Below are 23,448 nucleotides of genomic sequence, written 5' to 3'. Positions count from 1 at the left end.
CCCATTCGTTTAGCCGGAGATTCATTCATGCGTACCAAATCCGTTTCAAGCACGCTCGCCATTGCTCTTGTCGGCGTGCTCGCACTATCAGGTTGCAAGAAAGAAGAAGATGCCAGCGTGTCGAAGGATCCAACCTCCGGTGCCGCCACCGAAGCGATGCCCGGCCCGGCGGGCACGCCGCCCGCAAGTGATCAGGCTGGCCAGAGCACCGCCACCGGTGCTGCCAGTACCGACAGTGCCGCCGCAACCGGCGCGGCAGTGACGGTGTCCAGCGTCGCGGTCGGCACCACTGCTGCCGCAGACAAGACAGTGACTCCGTCGGCCAATATCGGCAGCAAAGACACCATCATCGTCTCGGTGAAAACCGATGGCAGCGCGAGCAACGTGGCGGTTTCGGCCAAGCTCACCTACCAGGACGGCCAGGTCGCTGGTGAGCAGAACGCCACCTTGACCACCACCGGCGCAGAAACCACCAACCTCAGCTTCAGCAAGCCCGATGGCTGGCCGGCTGGCACCTACACCGCGCAGGTGATGGTGGATGGCAAGCCGGCGGGTAATCCGCAGACCATTACGGTAAAGTAAGAAGAACCGCGCGCAAGCACGCCGCAGCACGCTGCGTGTAGACATAGATGCTGGCGGAGCAGGGCGGTAACACGCTGGCCCGCCAACATTTCGCCAACAGGGCGATCACTTCGTCGCTGTTCTTCCAGCAAGCCATCAAGCGGTAAGCCATCAGGGCGCGATCACACGATCGCGCCTTTTTGCTGCGCCACGTTGCGACGCGACACATTCGTTACAGCTGCATCCATGTCGATTGGCCGGGTCACGGGATGGAGCATCCGCCTGTGGTCGCTTTACCCGGGCGCGGCTCAGACGCGACAATGCCGTGCTGATCCATCGCCGCGTTCCACGCGCTGGCCGATCGGCGTGCCACCAGCGACCCCCGTCGCGCACGCCAACGCCATTGCCATGGACACCGGCGCTCCTCCCGACCACAAGAGCCATCGCACCTCATGTCGAAGACACCGAAGATCCTCTACACGCTCACCGACGAAGCACCGTATCTGGCCACGCAGTCGCTGCTGCCGATCATCGATGCCTACACCGATACCGCCGGCATCGTGGTCGAAACCCGCGATATCTCGCTGGCCGGCCGCATTCTGTCGCTGTTCCCCGAGCACCTGAGCGACGCGCAGAAGATCGCCGACGACCTTGGTGAGCTGGGCGCGCTGGCCACCACGCCGGAAGCCAACATCATCAAGTTGCCCAACATCAGCGCCTCGGTGCCGCAGCTCAAGGCCGCGATCGCCGAACTGCAGGGCCAGGGCTATGCGCTGCCGGCGTATCCGGACACGCCCAAGGACGATGCCGAAAAAGACATCAAGGCGCGCTACGACAAGGTCAAGGGCAGCGCGGTCAACCCGGTGCTTCGCGAAGGCAACTCCGATCGCCGCGCACCGCTGTCGGTGAAGAATTACGCACGCAAGCATCCGCACCGCATGGGCAAGTGGAGCAGCGACTCCAGGTCGCATGTCTCGCACATGGACGACGGCGACTTCTTCGGCAGCGAGCAGTCCACCACGGTGGCAGCGGCGGGCACGCTGAAGATCGCATTCGTCGGCAACGATGGCAGCACCACCGTGCTGAAGGAAAAGGTGGCGGTCAAGGCCGGAGAAATCGTCGATGCCGCCGTGCTGAGCAAGCGCGCACTGGCCAGCTTCATCGATGCCCAGATCGCCGATGCCAAGGCGAAGGATGTGCTGTTCTCGGTGCATCTGAAAGCCACCATGATGAAGGTCTCCGACCCGGTAATGTTCGGTGTGGTGGTCGGCGAGTTCTATAAGGACACGCTGAGCAAGCATGCCGATGCGCTTGCGTCGGTCGGCTTCGATCCCAACAACGGCATCGGCGACCTGTACGCACGTATCGCCACGCTGCCGGAAGCGCAGCAGGCGCAGATCAAGGCGGATATCCAGGCCGAATACGCGCAGCGTCCGGCCCTGGCGATGGTCAATTCCGACAAGGGCATCACCAACCTGCATGTGCCCAGTGATGTGATCGTCGATGCATCGATGCCGGCGATGATTCGCGATTCGGGTCAGATGTGGAACGCCGAAGGCAAGCTGCAGGACACCAAGGCGGTGATCCCGGATCGCTGCTACGCCGATGTCTACCAGGCCGTGATCGACAATTGCAAAGCGCACGGCGCGTTCGATCCGTCCAGCATGGGCTCGGTGCCCAACGTCGGCCTGATGGCGCAGAAAGCCGAGGAATACGGCTCGCACGACAAGACCTTCCAGCTTCCCGCCGCCGGCACCGTCAAGGTCACCGACGACACCGGCACCACCGTCTTCGAACACGCGGTGGAAGCCGGCGATTTGTGGCGCATGTGCCAGGTCAAGGACGCACCGATCCAGGACTGGGTGAAGCTGGCGGTCGAGCGCGCACGTCTGAGCGAAACGCCGGCGGTGTTCTGGCTGGATAAAGCACGCGCACACGATGCACAGGTGATCGCCAAGGTCGAAACCTATCTGAAGGATCACGACACCAGCGGGCTGGATATCCGCATCCTGCCGCCGGTGGAAGCGACCACCTTCTCGCTGGAGCGCATCCGCAAGGGCCAGGACACCATCTCGGTCACCGGCAACGTGCTGCGCGATTACCTCACCGACCTGTTCCCGATCCTGGAGCTGGGCACCAGCGCCAAGATGCTGTCGATCGTGCCGCTGATGGCCGGTGGCGGTCTGTTCGAAACCGGCGCCGGTGGCTCGGCGCCCAAGCACGTGCAGCAGTTCGTCGAACAGAACAGCCTGCGCTGGGATTCGCTGGGCGAGTTCCTGGCCCTGGCCGCCTCGCTGGAGCATCTGGGCAACCGCTACGACAACCCGTCGGCCACGGTGCTGGCCAAGGCGTTGGATGTGGCCAATGGCCAGTTCCTGGACAACAACAAGTCGCCGGCACGCAAGGTCGGTGAACTGGACAACCGCGGCAGCCACTTCTATCTGGCGATGTACTGGGCGCAGGCCCTGGCCGCACAGACCGAAGACACCGCGCTGCAGGCCAAGTTCGCGCCGCTGGCCAAGGCCTTGACCGAGAACGAAGCCACCATCGTGGCCGAGCTCAACGGCGCGCAGGGCAAGCCGGTGGATATCGGCGGCTACTACCACCCCGATCTGGGCAAGGTCAGCGAAGCGATGCGCCCGAGCAAGACCTTCAACGACGTATTGGCGACGCTGAAGGCCTGATCCTGATGGCTGAAGCCGCCTTCTGAGGCGGCCTGTCCGCATGCATGTCCCCACGACCCGCTTCGTTCGAAGCGGGTCGTTCTGTTTCCGCGACACCGATGAGAAGGCCGCCAGCGTGCGATCGCGTATGCCGTCGCTAACGCCGACCATCGCCAACCATTGGCGTGCTCGTCCATGTCAATACGCTGTAAGACACACACTTGAGCGTTCGGCTGGATCGTTGGATCCATGGATATGGGCACGATGGAGGATAAAAACCGGATCCATCGATGCATGGCCGGTTGGGACAAACGCGACCAGCATTGGCTTACTCGGTAAACCGCCGGGCAACGATCAACGCGATACAAGGGAGTCTTCCCGATGACAACGCGAGCGCTTGTAGTTGGTATCAACAACTACCCAGGGACCAATGCACTACCGAGTTGTGTACAGGACGCAACCGCATTTTCAACCCACCTGCAGTCCAAGTTTGCATTTCAGGAAATCAAAGCGCTGACCGACCAGCAGGCAAGCAAACATGCGGTTCTGGACGGACTGGCATGGTTGTTCAATGGAGCCACGCCGCAGGATCGTCTGGTGTTCTTCTACTCCGGTCATGGCTACCGGCCGCAGATCAACGGCGAGTTGCGCGAGGCGCTGGTGACGCAGGACAGCCAGTTCCTCGATGACACGGAATTGGCAGATGCAATGGTGTCGGTGCCGGATGGTGTACTGACCATCGTTCTGGATACCTGCTTCTCCGGTGGTTTGGAGAAACTCTTCATTGCTGAAGACGGCAGGATTGCCCATGTCGTCAAGTCCAAGTTCTGGACTGCCGAGGCGCCGACGAGCCAGGTAATTAGCTCCAAGGGATTTGAGCCTGCTGCAGTGTCTTTCAGGCCATTCGGGTTGGTCCTGCCCCTTGCGTCGAAGGGGTATGTTCCTGGCACCGGTGATGCAACGGTCACCACGCTCACGCTTCCGGCGTCCAAAGGCTTGCTCATCTCCGCAGCACAAGCCGATGAGACCGCATCTGCGTCCACGCCAGGAACCAACGGAATGTCTGCCTTTACATACGCCTTGCTGGATCAGGTCGATCAGCTTGGCGCAGCACGCTCATCCATCGACCTAGTCCTCGGAGCGGGAAACACACTTCGACGTCTGTTCGTGAAGCAGACGCCCGCAATCAAGTTGCCGATCAAGCCGGCCGGAATGGGGCAGTTGAGCTTCTTGAAGCTCGACCCGCTTGCCGCCTCTTCGCCTGCCAATGTTTCCCTTCCTTCTTCGCATCCTTCAGAGGTCAATGTCATGTCCGCATACATGTCCAGTGGTTTAAATTCCTCGGCCCTGCTAGCCGGCCAATCGCTTTCGGTAGACAAGGCGTGGTACGACAGCATCACCCGCGCGGTGAGCACGGCACTGCCGATCGTGTTGCCGATCGTGACCCAGGCAATGCAAAGCAAGGGCTTTTCACCGACAGCGCAGGCGCAGGGCCTGGCCGTGGGCAGCGTGGATGAAAAAGCGTGGTACGACAGCATCAGCCGCGCGGTGAGCACGGCATTGCCGATCGTGTTGCCGATGGTGACCCAGGCAATGCAAAGCAAGGGCTTTTCACCGACGGCGCAGGCGCAGGGCCTGGCCGTGGGCAGCGTGGGTGAGAAAGCCTGGTACGACAGCATTACCCGCGCGGTGAGCACGGCACTGCCGATCGTGTTGCCGATCGTGACCCAGGCAATACAAAGCAAGGGCTTTTCACCGGCAGCGCAGGCGCAGGGCTTGGCCATGGGCAGCGTGGATGAAAAAGCGTGGTATGACAGCATCAGCCGCGCGGTGAGCACGGCATTGCCGATCGTGTTGCCGATGGTGACCCAGGCAATGCAGACCAAGGGGTTCACACCTGCGGTTAGCGCGGGCACGCCAAACGATGAGGGCTACGATAAAGCCTGGTATGACACTGTGCTCGATGTGGCAAAGACCGTTGCACCCATCGCACTGGCCCTGGTCTAAGGCATGGAAAAAGCGGCGCCGATGTTCACCACCGCTTGCAGGCGCGTGCGTGCATCGGTCTTTCTGAGCACGCTATGTACGTGATTTTTTACGGTAGCCAGCTCGATACGCAGGTCGCGCGCAATTTCCTTGTTGCTCAGCCCGCGCGATAACAAGTCGGCCACCTCACGCTCGCGTGGGGTGAGTCGATACATCGTCGGTTGTGGTGAGGGCGGCGTGGCGCGTCTGTTGGGAGGACGCTCGTGGCTAAGGACGCTCAGCATTTCCTCGATGCCCACTTGACGGCCAAAGATGTAATTCATGCTTGCGCCGCTGCAGATCACTTCCTGACTGGAAGAACTCAATCCGAATGCCACCATCAAGGTCTGTGGCCAGCGACGCCTGAGCGCCGAAAGGCTTTGCAGAACGCCATCAGCTCCCACATCCAGCAGCACGGCATCCATTGCACGCTTTTCCATTTCGATGACGGCTCCGCCGATGCTGGTGGCCAGGGTCACTGTCATCTGTGACTGCGTGGTGCGTAGCAGTGAATCGAGCGCATCACCATATATCTGTACCTCGCTCAGGACCAACAACTGCATGCGTATTCCTTGTCAGTGCATTGTTGCGGCTTTGTCGGGGAACAGTGGCGCCAGACATGACGAGTCTCCCTGGCGCAACAACATCGCCTGATCCTGTATCAACAGCGGCAGCGAGCCACGTTACCGACGGTGCTAATGATCGGTATGCGTGAAGGGTCTGATGGCGGCATCTCCGTTGCACGGTGTCTATACAGATCCTGACAAGCTTTGGCTTACAGCCTATGGAAGAAAGCGCAACGACACCCCGCGACTGCGCCGCCGCTTGGTTCCAGCAAGGCTGAGCCGTGCGTCCTCAAAAAGGCCAGACCGGTGGAAAGAGCACAAGCCTTCTGTTGCTCCACAGAACCTTGAAACCAGAAATAGCATAGGCGGTGTCTTCAGGTCCCTGACGAATCTCTCTCTGTGGCAAGTGCGTCAACGGGCTGGATTTCCCGCGCGCAGTCGCGCCCGGTGCCGTACGTTTGCCAGGATCGTATCTTCAGCGAGTTCGTAATGCTGCCTAGGTCACTTGCGACATTGCCTGTCGTCCGACGCCCCACGCTGGGTACACTGCCGCCATGAGCCCTCTTCCGTTATCGCCGCAGTCCGAGCGTCGCGCGCTGGCGATCGGCAGCGCCGTGTACGAAGCCTTCGAGGATTACCACGCGCGCTTTGCGCAGATCACCGCACGTGCCAAACAGCGTTTCGAGACACGCGACTGGAACGGCGCGCGCGAGGATGCGGTGGCGCGTATTGCGCTCTACGATCAATACATCAGCGAATGCATGCTGCGGCTGCGTGCGGTCTTGCTGGGGCAGGCGCACGACCGCGTGTTGTGGATGCGCGCACGCGAGCATTACGCCGCGCTGCTGACCGGGTTGATCGATCAGGAGCTGTACAAGACCTTTTACAACACCCTGACCCGGCGTTACTTCGGCACCCATGGTGTGGATGCGGAGATCGAATTCATCGCGCTGGATATCGAGCCGACCGATGCGATCACGCTGCCGGTTGCGCGGCATACCTACGCGGTCTCGCCCGGCCGGCTGACCGACATGCTGGTGCGCGTGCTTGGCGATTATGCGTTCGATGTGCCGTACCTGCACCGCACCCGTTGCGCGGCGGCAATTGCAGTGCGGCTGCAGGACGATCTTGCGCACTGGGGCGAGCATCCTGTGCGCAGTGTGGAGCTGCTGGAGACGGTGTTCTACCGCGAACGGCGCGCCTATCTGATCGGGCGCGTTTTCGGCGAACATCGCTTTTCTCCCTGCGTGATCGCACTGGTCAACGATGGCGCCGGCCTGCGTGCCGAAGCGGTGCTGACCCGGCGTAGCGATGTCGCGCAATTGTTCAGTAACTCGCGCAGTTATTTCCAGGCCGATCTATCCACCGTCGGTGATGCAGTGGTGTTTCTGCGCAGCCTGCTGACGCACAAGCCCATCGACGAGCTGTACACGATGCTGGGGCGTGCAAAGCAGGGCAAGACAGAGCGTTATCGCACGTTTTTCAGCCATTTCCAGGCGCATCCTGCCGAGCAGCTGGTGCATGCCGATGGCACACCGGGCATGGTCATGGTGGTGTTTACGCTGCCCAGTTATCCGCTGGTGTTCAAGCTGATCCGCGACCGCTTTGCGTATCCAAAAACCATGAGCCGCGCGCAGGTGGAAGGCAAATACGAACTGGTGTTCCAGCTCGACCGCATCGGCCGCCTGCTCGACGCGCAGCCGTATCGCTTTCTGCGCTTTCCCAAGGCGCGTTTTTCGCCGGCGTTGCTGGAAGAACTGCAGACCAGCTGTGCGATGAGCCTGAGCGAAGATGGCGCCGATGTGTTGATCGCGCTGTGCTACGTGCAGCGCCGGCTGCGCCCGCTCAATCTATACCTGCGCGAACAACTGCCCGAGGCCGCGCATGCCGCAGCGCTGGACTACGGGCAGGCGATCAAGGACATGGCGCGCAACAACATCTTTCCCGGCGACATGCTGCTGAAAAACTTCGGCATCACCCGCCATCAGCGTGCGGTGTTTTACGACTACGACGAGCTGTGCCTGATCACCGAATGCACGTTCCGCGATTGGCCCACGCCCACCAGTTACGAAGAACAAATGTCCGCCGAGCCCTGGTTTCATGTCGGCCCACGCGATGTGTTTCCCGAGCGTTTTGCGCTGTTTATGGGCTTGCCGGCGTCTCAGCTGGAAGCGGTCAAGCACACGCATCCGGAACTGTTCGAGCCGCAATGGTGGCGCGATCTGCAAGCGCGACTGCGCGAAGACGATTACCCGGACACGCCGCCCTACGCGGACTCGCGCCGTCTGGCCTGAGCGTCGATTGCATCGCCGATGCATGGCGATGCGACGTAACGAACCCGACTAGCCGAGACGCTTATCAGTGATCTCTGCGGGTTTGTGCAAAATCGCAAACAGTGCGCTGCAACACGCTTGGGCCTGTTGCAATGTGCTGACCGTTGCTCCGAAACTTGTTTGCACCTCAGATTGGCTGTGCTATATCGGCACGACAGTGGATGTTCACTTCGAGGCAGTCGGACGCCTCTCACCACGCTTTCTGCATTAGACCAATCCGTCGTCTGGCGCGGCCGGACGACGTGCATGCCTGTACGTTCGTGCGGCTGTTGTTGCCTGTGTGCATCACTCTGACGGAGCGACTTGCTCCGCGACAACTCGTGCAGTCTTGCGTGGGAGAAGAACTCGATGGATGTTCGTTCCTCGATGTCTCGCTGTCTGTTTTGCGTGGCTCTGTGTGTGCTTGCCGCAATGGCAATGGCGCAGCCGGCGCGGCCACTTGAGCGTGTGGATCTGCGCCTTGATCAAGGCCTGCGCGTGTCTGACAGCGCGCTGCAGCGGATACGTGGGCAGCTGACCCAACGCGCCGCGTTCAGTTGCCCGCAATCGGCCGTGTTCGCCGATGTCGTGGCCATCGACCACCCGATGGTGTTCAACCGCCTTGGCGCGCAGAACGTCAATTGGGCGATGTACGCGTTGCGCCACGATCTGATTCACCGCAGCAACAGCCAGGTGCTCGACTATTCCACGCAGGGCCAGGCCTTGTTTGCACGCGTAGTTGCCAACAACCAAAGCCGCGATATCGCGCTGCGTCCTGACCTGCGTCCGCGTCCGTTGGTAGTGCGAGTGGCCGCCGGTGGCTATCTGCATGTGCGCTTGACCAATCTGCTCGAATTAACGCCAGTCCCGCCAGAAACGGGGCCGGGGAATCCGTTCAATTCCTTCCCGGATCCGCTGCCGGGCGTGGACCATCCAATGGAACATGCGGTCAAGGATGCAGTGGGCACCGAGCCGCTCTATCGCATCGACGATCAAGTCGACAGCCGCGTCGTCGGCTTCCATCCGCAAGGGTTGGAACTGGTCGGCTCGATCGACAGCGACAGTTCCAACACCGGTGCAAATGCAGACAGCCTGGCCAGGCCCGGACAGACCCGCGACTACTGCTTTCATGCGCCGCACGAAGGCGCCTATCTGGTCGGCAACGATGGAGCGGTGTTCGGTGGCGAAGGCAGTGCCGGCAACAGTGGCGTCGGCTTGTTTGCTGCGGTCACCGTGCAGCCGCTCAATGCGCGTTTCTACCGCGCGCAATTGACCGAAGAAGAACTGCGCCTGGCCACGGTGGGTGCCACGCCCTCCGGGCAACCGATTCTCAACTACGAAGCGACCTACCCCAACGATTGCGCCAGCGCCGGAGTGTGGTGCCGCGAGGGCAAGGCGGGCCTGCCGATCCTCAACATGCTGCAAGGGCAACGCCTGGTGCACGGCGAGGTCAATGCGATTGTGGTGGGGCCGGAAAAAGACGGCAGTTTTCCTGCGCGTACCTATCCGCTGGAAGGGCAGGGCAAGCGCAATCCCGCGCTACCGAATCGGCTGGAGCCGTTCCGCGAATTCGTCTCGGTCTTTCATGACGAAAACGCTGCCACCCAGGCATTTCCGTATTTCTTCGAACACCCCGATCTCTCGCACACGCTGCATGGCGTGCGCGATGGCTTCATGATCAATTACGGCTCCGGCGGCGTTGGTGCGGAGATCATCGCCAACCGGCTCAAGGCGGGCCCGATGCAGGATTGCCTGGATTGCGCCTACGAAGAATTCTTTCTCTCTTCGTTTGCGGTTGGCGATGCCGCCACGCTGGTCGATAACCCGGCCAACCTGGTGATCAGCCAGTGCCAGCCGGAATATCTCACCGACCGGCGCTATGCGGCGCAGCGCGCCAAATATTGTGTGCAGCCCAAGGAGCAACGCGCCACTCAGGCGTACTACCCGCACGATCCGGCCAACGTGCACCACAGCTACATCGGCGACTTCGTCAAGTTCCGCAATCTGCATGCCGGCAAGGAACAGCACATCTTCCATCTGCACAACCATCAGTGGTTGTTCAATCCCAACGACGACAACGCCAACTACATCGATGCCCAGGGCTTGGGGCCGGGGTCCGGCTATACCTACGAGATCGCGTACGGCGGCTCGGGCAATCGCAACAAGACCGTGGGCGATGCGATTTTCCACTGCCATTTCTACCCGCATTTCGCGCAAGGCATGTGGTACATGTGGCGCAATCACGATGTGTTCGAAGCGGGCACGCGGCTGCAGGTCAGCCAGACCCGTTCGGGCTTCCATGAAACGCCGTTCGGCTTGCAGAACGGGCGCCCGGCCAGCCAGTCGCGCGCCTTGCCCGATGGCGAGATTGTCGCCGGTACGCCGATTCCCGCAGTCGTGCCGTTACCGGGCAAGGGCATGGCGGTGATGCCGGCGGCGGTGCAGGTGGAACCGCGCATCGTCGATGGCGTGCAATACGGCTCGGTGGCGCGCGTGCAGCAGCGCGATCGCAATCCCGGCTATCCGTTCTGGGTGGCCGGTGCGGAAACCACGATGGGCTCGCGCCCGACCACCCCGCCGCTGGATATGTCCAGCATTCCCGGTGTGGTGGCAGGCCACGACGGCGGCATTCCACGGCATGCGCTGGCCGGCTATTCGGCCGGCGGCGTGACCGACTCCAAGCTCGATCGCATGACCGCAGAAAAGCACATCAAGCTGGCCAAGCCGGTGTATTACCCCGAGGCCGGCACCGATCTGGAACAGGTCGCGATGAAGTTCCATGCGGTGCGCGAGCATCCCACCCACGCGGTGGATATGGCGGGCACGGTCAGCGCCTCGCGTTTCATCACCAATGGTGCGCCATCGGTGCCGGGCGCGCCGTACAACGAACCCTGCATCGACGATCAGGGCAGCTTGCTCAAGCGCGGCGGCGATGGGCGTTTTTTCGGTGGCAGCAACGGTGCCTGGATCACTGCCACGGCCGCATTGCCTGGCGGTATCGAATTCGGCGCCGACAGCCCACGCGTGTATCGCGGCGCCAATCTGCAACTGGACGTGGTGTTCAACAAGGTCGGTTATCACTATCCGCAGCAGCGCATCCTCACCCTGTGGGAAGACGTGTCGTCGCTTCTCGACAAGACCCGCCCGCCCGAGCCGCTGGTGCTGCGCATGAACACCTTCGATTGCGCGATGTACGCGCACACCAACCTGGTGCCGAAGGATTTCTATGCCGACGATTACCAGATCACCACGCCGACCGATGTCATCGGCCAGCATATTCACCTGCCCAAGTGGGACCTGACCTCGGCCGATGGCAGCGCCAATGGTTGGAACTACGAAGACGGCACGTTTTCGCCCGGTGCGGTGCGCGAGCGCATCCACGCGGTCAACGCCTGGAACGAGGCGCAACGCGCGGCGGGGCGGCCGGACGTGGTCAACCCCTACGACGGCACGCAGGCGCCCCTGGTGCCGAGTTCGCATCCGTATTTCGGCACATTGACCGGGCATCAATATGCCGATTGCGAAGCGCGTTGGCGCGCACTTGTAGGCGATTTCGAAAAATTCGAACACAGCTATGGATTCCCCGGCGCCTGCGACTGGCTGGGTGCACGCACGACGTTGCAGCGCTGGTTCTCTGACCCGCTGGTCAATGCGCAGGGCGTGCATCGCGGCCTGGGCATCACCTTCACCCACGACCATCTTGGCCCCTCCACGCATCAACAGCTCGGGCTCTACGCCACCATGCTCACCGAGCCGCCCGGTGCGCTATGGCGGCACAACGAAACCGGCAAGGTGTTGTACGACGCGGCCACGCGCATGGACGGTGGCCCGACCTCCTGGCAGGCGGTGATCACGGACAAGGGCGGCAAGCCGCTGGACAGCGATGGCGATGGCCGCGACGACGCGCACCGCGAGTTCTTCCTGCAATTCGGCGATTTCCAGCACGCCTATCAAAAGGGCTATTTCTACGGCGTTACCAGCAAGGGCGTGCCATCCACCATCGATGCCTCGGCGCTGCCCACGGCCAACAGTTTCCGCCAGGCGATTCATCCATCGGTGCGCAAACCCGCTTCGCCCGTGTTGCCGGATATCGTCGCCTACGAGCCGCGCTGCCCCGGTGGCGACACCGGCTTGCCGGGCGCGGTGTATGTGCCCGGCACCGCACCGCTGCGGCCGTGTCCGGAGGCGATCTCGGCCGACGACGTAGGCATGATGGTGGTGAACTATCGTAACGAGCCGCTCGGCTTGCGCGTGTACAACCCCAGCGCCACGGCGGCCGATGGCAAGTCCGGCGCGCAGGCCGACAGCTACCGCGGCGATCTGGCGTTCGCGCTGCAGACCCGCACCGACCGCGCGATCAGTGTGCTCAACGGCATCGGCGGCGAAGATCCGTCGCTGGCCGGCAGCAGCCCGCACTATCCCGCCGACGTCAACGCGCGTCGCCTGGCCGGCGATCCGTATACGCCGATCCTGCGCGCCTATTCCGGCGATCTGGTGCGGGTGAAAATCCAGGCCGGCGCGCACGAGCACGAACACAACGCCTCCATCAACGGCATGGCGTGGATGCAGGGCGGCTCCGGTTTCGGCCAGGCGCCGCACTCGGGCTGGCGCAACAGCCAGAACGCCGGGTTGTCCGAGCAGTTCACCTTCTCGGCGCGGATCACCGATTACGAAAGCGCCACCCATCTCAACGACCGCATGTACACCATCGACAGCAGCCAGGACGGCTTGTGGAGCGGGGTGTGGGGCGTGTTGCGCAGCCACAACCGCCGCGATGTGCGTAGCGACCGGCTAGTCGCCTTGCCCAGCCAGCTGCGCCCGGCCTTGCTGGCCCCGCAACAGGGGCGCGGGCTGTTCAACGATTGCCCGATCAATGCGCCGGTGCGGCGGTATCACGTCGCTGCGGTGCTGGCCAATACCGCGCTCGGCAACGCGTTGGGCGTGACGATTCCAGCAGGCCTGGCCGGCAGCCGGCTCAACCCGCGTGGCGGCACGCTGGTCTACAACCCGCGCGCCACCGAGATCACCTTGAAGACGACCGACGACAAGGGCGTGGTCACCACGCAACGCTACGGCAGTGGGCCGCTGCACGATCCCTCCGCCATCCTGTTCGTGCGCAACGAGGATCTCGATGCCAAGGGCATGCTGCGGCCCGATCGCCCCGTCGAACCACTGGTGCTGCGCGCATCCGCCGGCGAGTGCCTGCAGGTGGTGCTGCACAACCGCCTGCCGCGCGCGCGCGCCGGCATGCCGGATCTGGAGGGCTATACCTCGATGTCCGGCACGGTGCGGCGCTCGGCCGGCAGCGGTAGCTCGAGCATGCAGTCGTTCAACAACAACCTCGTGCACGCCTCCAACCGTGTCGGTCTGCATCCGCAACTGGTGCATTACGACGTGCAGTCCTACGACGGCAACAATGTCGGCACCAACAAGATCAGCACCATTTCGCCGAACTGGAGCAAGGTCTATCAGTGGTATGCCGGGGTGATCGACACGCTGCCCTCGGCCGGGCTATGCCCGATCTACGCAGGCGACAAGGCGCCGTTTCTGGACCTGCTCAGCCAGTTCGCACGCGAGCCGAACCTGCGCCCGTTGACCGAGCTGATGACCGCCGCCGCATTCGAGGACGTGGTGCTCAGCGCGCTCGAACCAGGTTATGCGCTGGAGGGCAGTGCCAACGAGCGCTCGCGTGCCCTTGCCAGCGATCTGCTGCGCCAGGCGCCCGTACAGGCCTGCCTGGAGAGCGTGCCGGACGGCAAACCGCTGGCCGGCGAGGCACTGCGCGCCTATGCCGCGCCACCGGCGTTGCGCGACCCCAAGGAAGGCGCCGATGCGCAGCTCGACGAAGCGGCACTGCTCGACGGCGACGCATATCTGTATCGCGAACGCCTGGCCGACACGCGTGGCAAATGCGTCGCCGATCCTGCGCTGCGCCAGGTGGTGTTGGAGCGTTTGCTGCAGGAAAAACCCCGCGAAGAAGCCGACGTCTTGACCGCGCGCATCACCGCCAGTTTCCGCTACGAAGTCGAGGGCGTGGACAGCGCCGCCAACGATCCTTCCGGCGCCAGGCGCGCCTACGCCTGGCGCGAGCTGCGCTATCCGGATCTGACCCTGGACAGCACCGAGCTGGTCGCGTTGTCGGCCAAGGCCTGCCGCTATGTCGGCGTCGAGTTCGGCGGCAGCAACCTGACCCCGCCGGACCGGATCAAGCAGGGCCAGAAGGCGGCAGTAGGCGCGCTGGTGATCGAGCCCAAGGGCGCGCGCTGGCGCGAGTACAGCGACGACCGCATGCGCAATCGCCAGGACCCGGCATCGGCCAGCTTTCCGCAGACCCGCAGCCGTGCCACCGCCGATGTCAGTTACCGCATCGTCGATGCGGCGGGGGCCACCCAGAATCGCAGCTTCCGCGATCTGGCCCTGGTCCATCAGAAAGGTCTGAACCTGCGCTACGCCGATGGCAAGGCGGTACAGAACATCGCTGCAGAACGCGTGGACGCCAACGAAGATCCGCTGCGCACCGCGCCGGAGGATGCGCACGACTCCGGGCATATGGCGATCAACTACGGCAGCGAACCGATGTGGTTCCGCTTCGGCATCGCACCGGATGCGCCGTTCGGCGGCGATGGACTGGGTGGCATCGATGAGGCCTGGCAGGCGTTCGACAATCAGTGCTGCGGCAACGGTGCCACGACGGCGCAAGCCAACGTCGGCGAACCGTTCGTGCCCGTGCTGCTGGCCTACGCAGGCGAAGAAACCCGCTTGCGCAGCCTGATGCCGACCGGCGTCGGCCGCGCCTCGGTGGTCGAGCTGCACGGCCACAGCTGGCCGCGCGACCCGTACCTGGCCGAGCGCGTCACCGCAGCGGGATTCCCGCAAGGCGGCAAGCCGGCCGACTGGGGCGTGCCATCGCAGTGCATCGGCGACAACCCGACCCAGATGGCGATGGGCGGGCAGGAGAGCGTCACCCCGCTGTCGCACTTCGACATCGTGTTGCCCAAGGCCGGTGGGCAAGCCGGCGTCACCGGCGATTACCTGTGGCGCGACCACGGCGGCTTCGGCATCACCAACGGGCTGTGGGCGATCGTGCGGGTGCAGGCGGCGGCAGCGACGTATCCGGCTGCACCGTTACGCCGCGATTGCCGCTGATGGCACCGCCGCGCCCGCGCCGGAGTCTGCGAACAGGCGGTGCACTCGCCGGGCTGCTGCTGTGCGCGCTGGCGTTGGCCGCGCCGCCGCCCAAACCGCCGACGCCGGTCTATCTGGATCGGGCATTGGAAGCGGAAGGCGTGGGCTTGCGTCTGCGCCTGGAAGCGCTGGAGCCGGGCGCACCGGGGCAGCCGGTCGCCGGGCAGCAACTGCGGCTGCGTATCGATGCCAGGCGGTTGGCCGATGGGCAGCCATTGAACAACTGGGCGCCGGGTGCCTGGCTGGATCGGGCCACCGATCCGCTGTCCGGCGCGGTGCCGGTCTGCCACCAGCGCATCGCCGGTTTTCTCAGCGCCAATCTGTTGCAGCGCCCCTTGCTCGATATGACCGGCTACTACCTGCTCAGTCTGGATGCCGAACCCAGCGTCTCGGTGCTGGACCCGGCGGTCAGTTTCAGCGGACGCACCAGTCTGCTGGCCGCAATGCGGTTGGAAGGGCGCGGCTTCGATTGGGTCAAGACCAGCGACGATGCGCGGCTGTACGTGGCCTTGCCGGAGGCACGCAAACTCGCCGTGCTCGATGTCCAAGGCCTGAAGACACTCGCGCATGTCGCGTTGCAGGGCCGCCCCACGCGGTTGGCGTTGCAGCCGGGCGAACGCCTGTTGTGGATCGGCCGCGTCGGCGAGGCCGGCGATAGCGGCGTGGATGTATTCGACACCGTGGAGGCACGCATCGTGGCGCAGTTGCCACTGCCGGCCGGGCATCACGAAATCGCGTTTTCCGAAGATGGCCGCCTGGCCTATGTCAGCAGTCGCGAAGGGCGCGCGCTGGCGATTGTCGACACCGACAGCCTGGCGATCGTGCGCCGGCTGTCTTTGGACGACGAACCATCCGCGGTGCTGTTCGCCCCCGGCAATGGCTTGCTGTGGGTGGTGAGCGCCCGCGCCGGGCGCATCTGGCGCTATAGCCGCGACGGCGAAGCGGTGGACACGCGCGTGGTGGAGCGGGGCAGCGGCCCGGCCCGGCTCACCCCGGATGCCCGCCATGTGCTGCTGGCCAATCCCGTGCAGCATCGCCTGCTCGCCCACGATGCAGGCAGCGGTGCGCTGCGGCATGCCATCACCATTTCCGGGCGGCCATACGACATCGCCTTCTCCGCGCAATACGCCTATGTGCGCGCGCTGGACAGCGAGCAGGTCGCATTGTTGTCGCTGGCCAGCCTGGACACCGCCGCGCCGTTTTTGAAATTCGTACCCGCCGGTGCCGCCGCGCCCTCGGCCAGTGCGGAGTTGCCGCGCGCCTCCAGCATGGCCGAAAGCTACGAGGGCAACGGCGCCTTCATCGCCACTCCTGCCGAGCGCACGCTGTATCACTACATGGAAGGCATGAACGCGCCGGATGCGGGCGTGCGCACCTACGGGCATACGCCGATGGCGGCACTGCTCGCGCTTCGCGGTCTGCGCCAGACCGGTGTGGGCGAATACACCGCCATCGTGCGCCTGCCCGCCGCCGGGCAGATGGTGATGGCCATCGCCAGCGCCCTGCCCAAGGTGCAGGAATGCATCGGCCTGCAGGTCGCCGCCGCCGCGCCTGTAGCGGGGCCTGCGCAGGTGGCGATGCGCTGGGAAGGCGATTCGACGCGCTCGTTGGCGCCAGGCGAACGTTTCGCATTGCGGGTTGCCGCGCGCGATGCGCAGGCCGCCGCCCGCATCGCCGGCCAGCCATTGCGGCTGCGCATCGTCATGGCCAACGGCAACGTCACCGCCACCTGGCCAATGCATCCGGACACTGCGCAGCCAGGGGTCTGGGTCGCGCACGGTGCGTTGCAGGCCAGCGGCGGTTACTACGCCTATCTGGACGCAGCCACGCCGGTGCAGCTGGTTTTTGCCACCTTGTTCGTTCGTGAGCCCACCGTTTTGCAAGGAGCCAACTAAATGCGCATGTTCCTGCTCTCGGCCTGCGGCCTGATGCTGCTGTCTTCCACTGCCGTGGCGGCTGCGGCCCAGCACGGCCCGCACGCTGCCCATCACCGCATGGCACAGGCGCAGACCCTGGCCGCCAGTCCCACCGAGGTGCAGGTGCCGGAAGTGGCGTTGCTGGACGCCCACGGTCAGCCTCACGATCTGCAACCGCTGCTGCAGGAAGGCATCGTGGTGGTCGATTTCATGTACACCCGCTGCACCACCATCTGTCCGGCGCTCACCGCCGTGATGGGCAGCGTGCAGCGCGAGCTGGCGCTGCGGCCGCGCGGCAAGGTCACGCTGATTTCGATCACCCTGGACCCGCGCCACGACACCCCCGCGCAACTGCTCGATTTCAGTCGGCGCGTACGCGCTGGCGAGCGCTGGTACTGGCTCACCGGCACGCCTTCCGATATCGACCGGGTCTTGCGCGGCTTCGGGCTGCCGGTCGGTGGTCGACCGGAAGACCACGGCCCGGTGATGCTGGTCGGCGATGCGCGCCAGGGACGCTGGTGGCGATGGGTCGGCATGCCCGAGCCGGCGCGATTACTGGCCGCCGTCGATGCGCTGGCGACCGATGCCGGCGCGCGAGGTGCGCCATGAAGCGGCGGCGCTTGTGTCTGGCGCTGGTACTGGCGTGGCCGGCATTGGCTGCTGCACGCGGCACCTCCACCGGCGCGCCCGAGACGCGCGCACGCGATTACTTCGGCGACGACACCCTGGTTGACCAAAACGGCGTCGGCCACCGCTTTTATACCGATCTGTTGAGCGAAGGCGTGGTGCTGGTCAACCTGGTGTTTACCAACTGCCCCAACGCCTGCCCGATGCAGACGCAGATGCTGCAGCAGGTGCGCCGGCAGCTGGGCGAGCGTTTCGGCAAGGACGTGCGCTTTCTGTCGCTGTCGATCGATCCCAAGCGCGATACCCCGCAATCGATGAAAGCCTTCGCTGCAAAATATGGCGCCGACGTAGATGGTTGGCGCTTTGTCGTCGCCGCCCCCGAGACGATGCAGCAGGTGCTCGGCAAGCTGGGCCAATGGAGTGGCGAGCCCGAGAGCCACAGCACGCTGCTGATCGCCGGGCGTGCCGGGCGCCAGCATTGGCTCAAGCTGCGTCCGGATGCGCCGGCGGAGCGGATCGCGCTGGATCTGCTGCGGCTTGCCGACGAAGCCTGAGCGCACGCCGATGCACCGCCGCCTTTACGCCTGGTTGCTCACCGCGTGCGCGTGTGCGGCGGCGGCTGCATTTGCCCAGGGCGCGCCGCCAGCCGAGCTTGGCCGGTCGCTGTATGCAACCGGCATCGGGCGCGACGGACGCAACGTCGCCGGCCTCGGCGTGCACGGCTGCGCCGGCTGTCATGGCGACGACGGCCGCGGTAAATCCGAGGGCTTCGTGCGTGCGCCGGATATTCGGTGGTCGCAACTATCGGCGCGGTTCCCCGCACGTCGCGCCGATGCGCCATTGACTCGCTACGACGTGGATGCATTGGCGCATGCGGTGCGCGCCGGCAGCGCGCCGGACGGTCGCCGTCTGGACCCGATCATGCCGCGCGTCGCACTGGCCGACGACGAAGTGCAGGCCTTGCTGGCCTATCTGCAGCAGCTGTCGCATCCGGTTGCGCAGCGCGATGCTTCGTTGCGCATCGCACTGCTGTTGCCGCGCCCGGGCCGTCAGCCGATTGCCGATGCATTGCACGATGCGCTGCGCAGCTGTCGTCCTGCAGAAACCGGGCGCCTGGCCGCCTTCGACGTGGTGTCTTTCGATACGCCCGAAGAGGCCGCCGAGCTATTGCAGTCGCAGCTGCATCCATCGCGCGACACCTTATTGCTGGCACCGTTTATCGCCGGCTGGGAACAGACGTACGCCGATCTGATGCATGGTCGCAACATCGTCACTGCGCTGCCGTTCTCCATGCTGGACGCACCGCAGGGCGCGCGCTGGGATTACGCATTTCCCGGCGTACAGGCACAGCTGGCACGCCTGCTCGACGTGGCGCAGGCGCGTGGCCATCGCAGCCTTGCGATCACCTACGATCCCGACGATCCACTCAGCGCGCAGCTGTATCGCCAAGTGGTTGCACTGGCACCGCGCACAGGTTTGACGCTGCGTCCCTGGCACTCCGATGAATCCGCCAGGCTGTGGCTGCGCCCTGTCGCGGCCGATCACGACATCTCCGCACAGCCAACGTCCATGTTGCAGCTGGCACCCGCGATGTACGCACCAGATCCCACGGTCGTCACTGCACCCTCCGGCGCCGGGCGCTGGATCGTGGCCTATCCCTACAATCCGGTCGCTGCCGATGGTCGCTGGATCGGGCCGGCTGCCGCATGGGCATCGGCGGCCTGCGATCTGCTGGCGCAACTCGACCCGCTGCGTCGCCTGCAACCGCAATTGCAGACGATCCGACTCACGCAAGGCGCAACAGTGCTGACTGCCGAATCGTCCGATGCCGCGCAGATCGCGCACGTCCATTTGCTGCAGCGCTGAGGCGTGTGCGCGTACCTCCATCTGCTGTCGGTGTATCGCAACTGCGCAGTCGCGTCGCAGGCATTCAAGCACCCCGGCACGCCGCCGTTACCGACGGAGAAACGGATAAACCTGGTCCAGGATTTACGCGTATGCACCAAGGCTGGTACAACGAAGATTCAATCACGATGGAGCGCGGTCATGCAGTGGAAGCAACGCTTGGGCCTGGGGATTTTGCTGGCAATGGCGAGTATCAACGGCGTGCAGGCACGTCCCAGTGCCGCGCAGGTGCAGGCGCAGATGGAGGCCAGCATGAATGTCGCGGGCGAATTGACGCTGACCCCGGACGGCACTGTCACGGCGGTCAAGCTCACCGACGAAGCAAGCTTGCCGCCAGTGGTCCGCGACCGCGTCAAGCAATCGATCGCCTCCTGGCGCTTCGACCCTGTCAAAGACGATGGAAGCGCATTGCCCGCGCAACTACCGATGAATCTGCTGCTGGTCGCCAAGCCGGGCGACAACAACACGTATGCGGTATCGATTCGCAGCGCGCATTTCGGCAGCCAGGAGCAAGGTGCAGCCAGCGTTGCTGCCAAAGACATGCCGCCGCCCGCCTATCCCGAGCATGCGTTTCGAGAAGGTGCGACAGGGGTGGTGTATCTGCTGCTCAAGATCGGGCGCGATGGCAAGGTCGAGGATCTGGTTGCAGAGCAGGTCAACCTGACCACGCTAGCGCCGGAATCGAAGCGCCCGCGCTGGCGCAAGGCGTTTGCCGATGCCGCAATCGCCAAGGCGCAGCGCTGGACATTTGAGCCGCCAACGCAAGGCGTCGAGGCCGACGCGCCGTACTGGGTCATGCGGGTTCCGGTCACCTTCGACATCGAAACCTGGCCAGGCAATCTGACCGCTGCAAAGCAAGCCAAAACGTGGCAATCCTATTTGCCGGGCCCACGTCAGCCGGCGCCCTGGCACGAACAGCGCGGTGCGTCAGCATCGACCGACAGTCCGGATGCGCTACCTGGAAGTGGATTGTTCTCGGCACGCGGAGTAGGTGTGCGCTTGGTGACACCGCTGCAAGGAAGTTAAGCGCAACGCCAACATCAGAGCGGCTAGCAAACTACTTCATGCCGGTCTATTGCGGAGCCGACGATCTGGGCCTTCGCTGCGGGGCGGATTATCTGATGCTTGGCGGCAGGGCGGCTGATCTGCAATTTGGCTGCAGGGCCCTTGCCCACCCACCATCGCAGGACACGCCGCAAGTACGTCCGTGTAGGCTCTTACGCTGCATCCATGCCGCGTAAGGTCCCGCGACGGTAGGCGGGCAAGGACCATCGAAGATGGTCGGTGTGCATAGTTTCAATAAACAGCCAGCAAACTGTCGGGTGCGGTGTTCTTGCCGCGACCTTGATGCTGTGAGTTTGCTGCAGGGCCCTTGCCCGCCCACCATCGCAGGACACGCCGCAAGTACGTCCATGTAGGCTCTTACGCGGCATCCATGCCGCGTAAGGTCCCGCGACGGTGGGCGGGCAATGACCAATTGAGATGGTCGGTGCGCATGGTTTTCAACAAAGCAGTCAGCAAACTTTCTGGTGCGGTGTCCTTACCGATTGCGGGACCGTGTGGCGGCATGGATGCCGCCACCGAGCCTCCATGGACGGATTCACGGCGTGTCCCGTGAGCGGTGAGGGCACCGCGCACTCGGCCAACCAGGCTTGTGACTGCAAGCAATCGCGCACCCACAAAAAAGCCCCGCAATGCGGGGCTTTTTCTTATCGAGAATGCCGATCGAAATCAGCGCTTCATCGAACTGAAGAACTCGTCGTTGGACTTGGTGGTCTTCATCTTGTCCAGCAGGAATTCCATCGCTGCGATTTCGTCCATCGGGTGCAGCAGCTTGCGCAGAATCCAGATCTTCTGCAGCAGCTCCGGCTCGATCAACAGATCTTCGCGACGCGTACCCGAACGGTTGATGTCGATCGCCGGGTAAACGCGCTTTTCGGTGATACGACGGTTCAAATGCACTTCGCTGTTGCCGGTGCCCTTGAATTCTTCGTAGATCACTTCGTCCATCTTGCTGCCGGTCTCGACCAGCGCCGTGGCGATGATGGTCAGCGAGCCGCCTTCTTCGACATTACGGGCCGCACCGAAGAAGCGCTTCGGGCGATGCAACGCGTTGGCGTCCACACCACCGGTGAGCACCTTGCCGGAACTGGGCACCACGTTGTTGTAGGCGCGCGCCAGACGGGTGATCGAGTCGAGCAGGATCACCACGTCCTTCTTGTGCTCGACCAGGCGCTTGGCCCGCTCGATCACCATCTCGGCAACCTGCACGTGACGCGCAGCCGGTTCGTCGAACGTGGAAGAGATGACCTCGCCGCGCACGGTGCGCTGCATTTCGGTCACTTCTTCCGGGCGCTCGTCGATCAGCAACACGATCATGTGCACTTCGGGATGATTGCTGGTGATGGCCGTGGCCACCTGCTGCATCATCATCGTCTTACCGGCCTTGGGCGGGGAGACGATCAGCGCACGCTGACCCTTACCCTGCGGCGCCATCAGATCCAGGATGCGGCCGGTGATGTCCTCGGTGGACCCATCGCCACGCTCCAGACGGAAACGCCGGCGCGGGAACAGCGGGGTCAGGTTCTCGAACAGCACCTTGTTCTTGCTGGCTTCCAGCGGTTCGCCGTTGATGGTGTCGACGATCGACAGCGCGAAATAGCGTTCGCCGTCCTTCGGGAAGCGGATGCGGCCGGACAGATGGTCGCCGGTGCGCAGGTTGAAGCGGCGGATCTGGCTGGGCGAGATATACGTATCGTCCGGGCCGGCCAGGTAGCTGGCTTCGGCGGCACGCAGGAAACCGAAGCCGTCGGGCAGGATTTCCAGCACGCCGTCGGCGGCAACGCCTTCGCCGTGGCGGGTCAGCACCTTGAGCAGGGCGAAGATCACGTCCTGCTTGCGCGCACGCGCCACGCCTTCCTGGATGTTGAGCTGATCGGCGATATCCAGCAGCTTCTGCGCCGGCATCCGCTTGAGATCGCTCAGCGAATACACCGGGAAGCCATCCGGCACGGCCGGGTGCGGACGCGCGATAAACGGCTCGTTGCTGCCATCGGACGACGGCATGCCGCCACCGGTTTCATTACCGAACCGATCGCGCGGCCCACGGTCGCGGCGGTTGCGGAACCGGTCACGGCGATTGCCCTGCTGGTTCTGCCCCTGGCTCTGACCTTGCTGATTCTGGCCGGCGTTCTGACCTTGGTCCTGACCCTGACCTTGATTTTGCGGCTGGCCCTGGACCTGGGCTTGACCCTGGTTCTGGCCTTGACCCCGGCTTTGCGCCTGATTCTGGTTCTGCTGGTTCTGCGCCTGGTTGAAGCGCTGCTGCTGCGACTGGCCACCTTCGCGGGATTCGCCATGGTTGTCGCCGCCCTGGTTGCCTTGATTGCCATGACTGGCGCTGGGGGCGTTACCGGCATATGCGCCATCGCTGGACGTCTGCGCCGGTGCCGAATCGGCAGCGTGCGACGGTGCCTGCGGCGCACGCGGAACATCAGGCGCGGGGCTGGCGGGCAAGGGCAGGTTGGGCTGTTGCGCGCCACCGTCGTCATTGGCAACGGCGGTCTTGCTCACGCGCGGCTTGCGCACGCGTTTCTCGACAGGAGCGTCGACGCTCCCGGTATCGGAAGAAGGATGATCGGACAAGTGCTTGATTCCTCGCTAAGAGTGCGAGCGCCCGGCTGGGGGG

At 63.9% G+C, this 23,448-nt stretch carries 12 protein-coding genes; 10 read left to right on the top strand and 2 right to left on the bottom strand.

Annotation, left to right across the window (positions count from 1 at the left end; translation table 11 throughout):
• Positions 1 to 27 precede the first annotated feature (27 nt).
• From NDY25_RS08125 to NDY25_RS08115, 3 genes are all read left to right on the top strand, one after another.
• Entirely contained in the window at positions 28 to 582 is a 555-nt protein-coding gene (locus tag NDY25_RS08125; protein WP_168959667.1) for a hypothetical protein, read from the top strand.
• A 431-nt stretch (positions 583 to 1,013) separates the two neighbouring features.
• Positions 1,014 to 3,245: an NADP-dependent isocitrate dehydrogenase gene (locus NDY25_RS08120; RefSeq protein ID WP_168959668.1), complete on the top strand. Its 2,232-nt coding sequence runs from the start codon at positions 1,014 to 1,016 to the stop codon at positions 3,243 to 3,245.
• 360 nt (positions 3,246 to 3,605) lie between these two features.
• A complete protein-coding gene (locus NDY25_RS08115) occupies positions 3,606 to 5,231 on the top strand; it encodes a caspase family protein (RefSeq protein ID WP_168959669.1) in 1,626 nt (541 codons plus the stop codon).
• On the opposite strand, the gene NDY25_RS08110 is transcribed toward NDY25_RS08115, so the two are convergent.
• On the bottom strand, positions 5,228 to 5,812 hold the full coding sequence (locus tag NDY25_RS08110) for a helix-turn-helix transcriptional regulator (RefSeq protein ID WP_006452421.1): 585 nt from the start codon (positions 5,810 to 5,812) through the stop codon (positions 5,228 to 5,230). The genes NDY25_RS08115 and NDY25_RS08110 overlap by 4 nt on opposite strands.
• A gap of 557 nt (positions 5,813 to 6,369) precedes the next feature.
• On the opposite strand from NDY25_RS08110, the gene aceK reads away from it, so the two are divergent.
• From aceK to NDY25_RS08075, 7 genes are all read left to right on the top strand, one after another.
• Positions 6,370 to 8,109 (top strand): bifunctional isocitrate dehydrogenase kinase/phosphatase, encoded by a 1,740-nt coding sequence (aceK, locus tag NDY25_RS08105; RefSeq protein ID WP_168959670.1) that lies wholly within the window; start codon positions 6,370 to 6,372, stop codon positions 8,107 to 8,109.
• Positions 8,110 to 8,559: 450 nt separating this feature from the next.
• Positions 8,560 to 15,273 (top strand): hypothetical protein, encoded by a 6,714-nt coding sequence (locus NDY25_RS08100; protein ID WP_256627873.1) that lies wholly within the window; start codon positions 8,560 to 8,562, stop codon positions 15,271 to 15,273.
• Positions 15,273 to 17,207, top strand: a complete 1,935-nt coding sequence (locus NDY25_RS08095; RefSeq protein WP_256627872.1) for a YncE family protein — start codon at positions 15,273 to 15,275, stop codon at positions 17,205 to 17,207. The genes NDY25_RS08100 and NDY25_RS08095 overlap by 1 nt, the downstream gene beginning before the upstream one ends.
• The gene (locus tag NDY25_RS08090) at positions 17,208 to 17,837 is read left to right on the top strand and encodes an SCO family protein (protein WP_168959673.1); all 630 of its coding nucleotides are present in this window, start codon (positions 17,208 to 17,210) and stop codon (positions 17,835 to 17,837) included.
• Entirely contained in the window at positions 17,834 to 18,409 is a 576-nt protein-coding gene (locus NDY25_RS08085; protein WP_168959674.1) for an SCO family protein, read from the top strand. The genes NDY25_RS08090 and NDY25_RS08085 overlap by 4 nt, the downstream gene beginning before the upstream one ends.
• Before the next feature lie 10 nt (positions 18,410 to 18,419).
• The gene (locus NDY25_RS08080) at positions 18,420 to 19,721 is read left to right on the top strand and encodes a c-type cytochrome (protein WP_168959675.1); all 1,302 of its coding nucleotides are present in this window, start codon (positions 18,420 to 18,422) and stop codon (positions 19,719 to 19,721) included.
• Positions 19,722 to 19,901: 180 nt separating this feature from the next.
• On the top strand, positions 19,902 to 20,786 hold the full coding sequence (locus NDY25_RS08075; protein ID WP_256627871.1) for an energy transducer TonB: 885 nt from the start codon (positions 19,902 to 19,904) through the stop codon (positions 20,784 to 20,786).
• A 705-nt stretch (positions 20,787 to 21,491) separates the two neighbouring features.
• Here the strand turns inward: NDY25_RS08075 and rho are convergent.
• Positions 21,492 to 23,405 (bottom strand): transcription termination factor Rho, encoded by a 1,914-nt coding sequence (gene rho / locus NDY25_RS08070; RefSeq protein WP_168959678.1) that lies wholly within the window; start codon positions 23,403 to 23,405, stop codon positions 21,492 to 21,494.
• Positions 23,406 to 23,448: the final 43 nt, after the last annotated feature.

The sequence above is a fragment of the Xanthomonas hortorum pv. pelargonii genome (assembly GCF_024499015.1).
Lineage (GTDB): Bacteria > Pseudomonadota > Gammaproteobacteria > Xanthomonadales > Xanthomonadaceae > Xanthomonas > Xanthomonas hortorum_B.
Note: the sequence above shows the minus strand (reverse complement) of the source record. Positions and strands in the feature narration are given on the sequence as shown.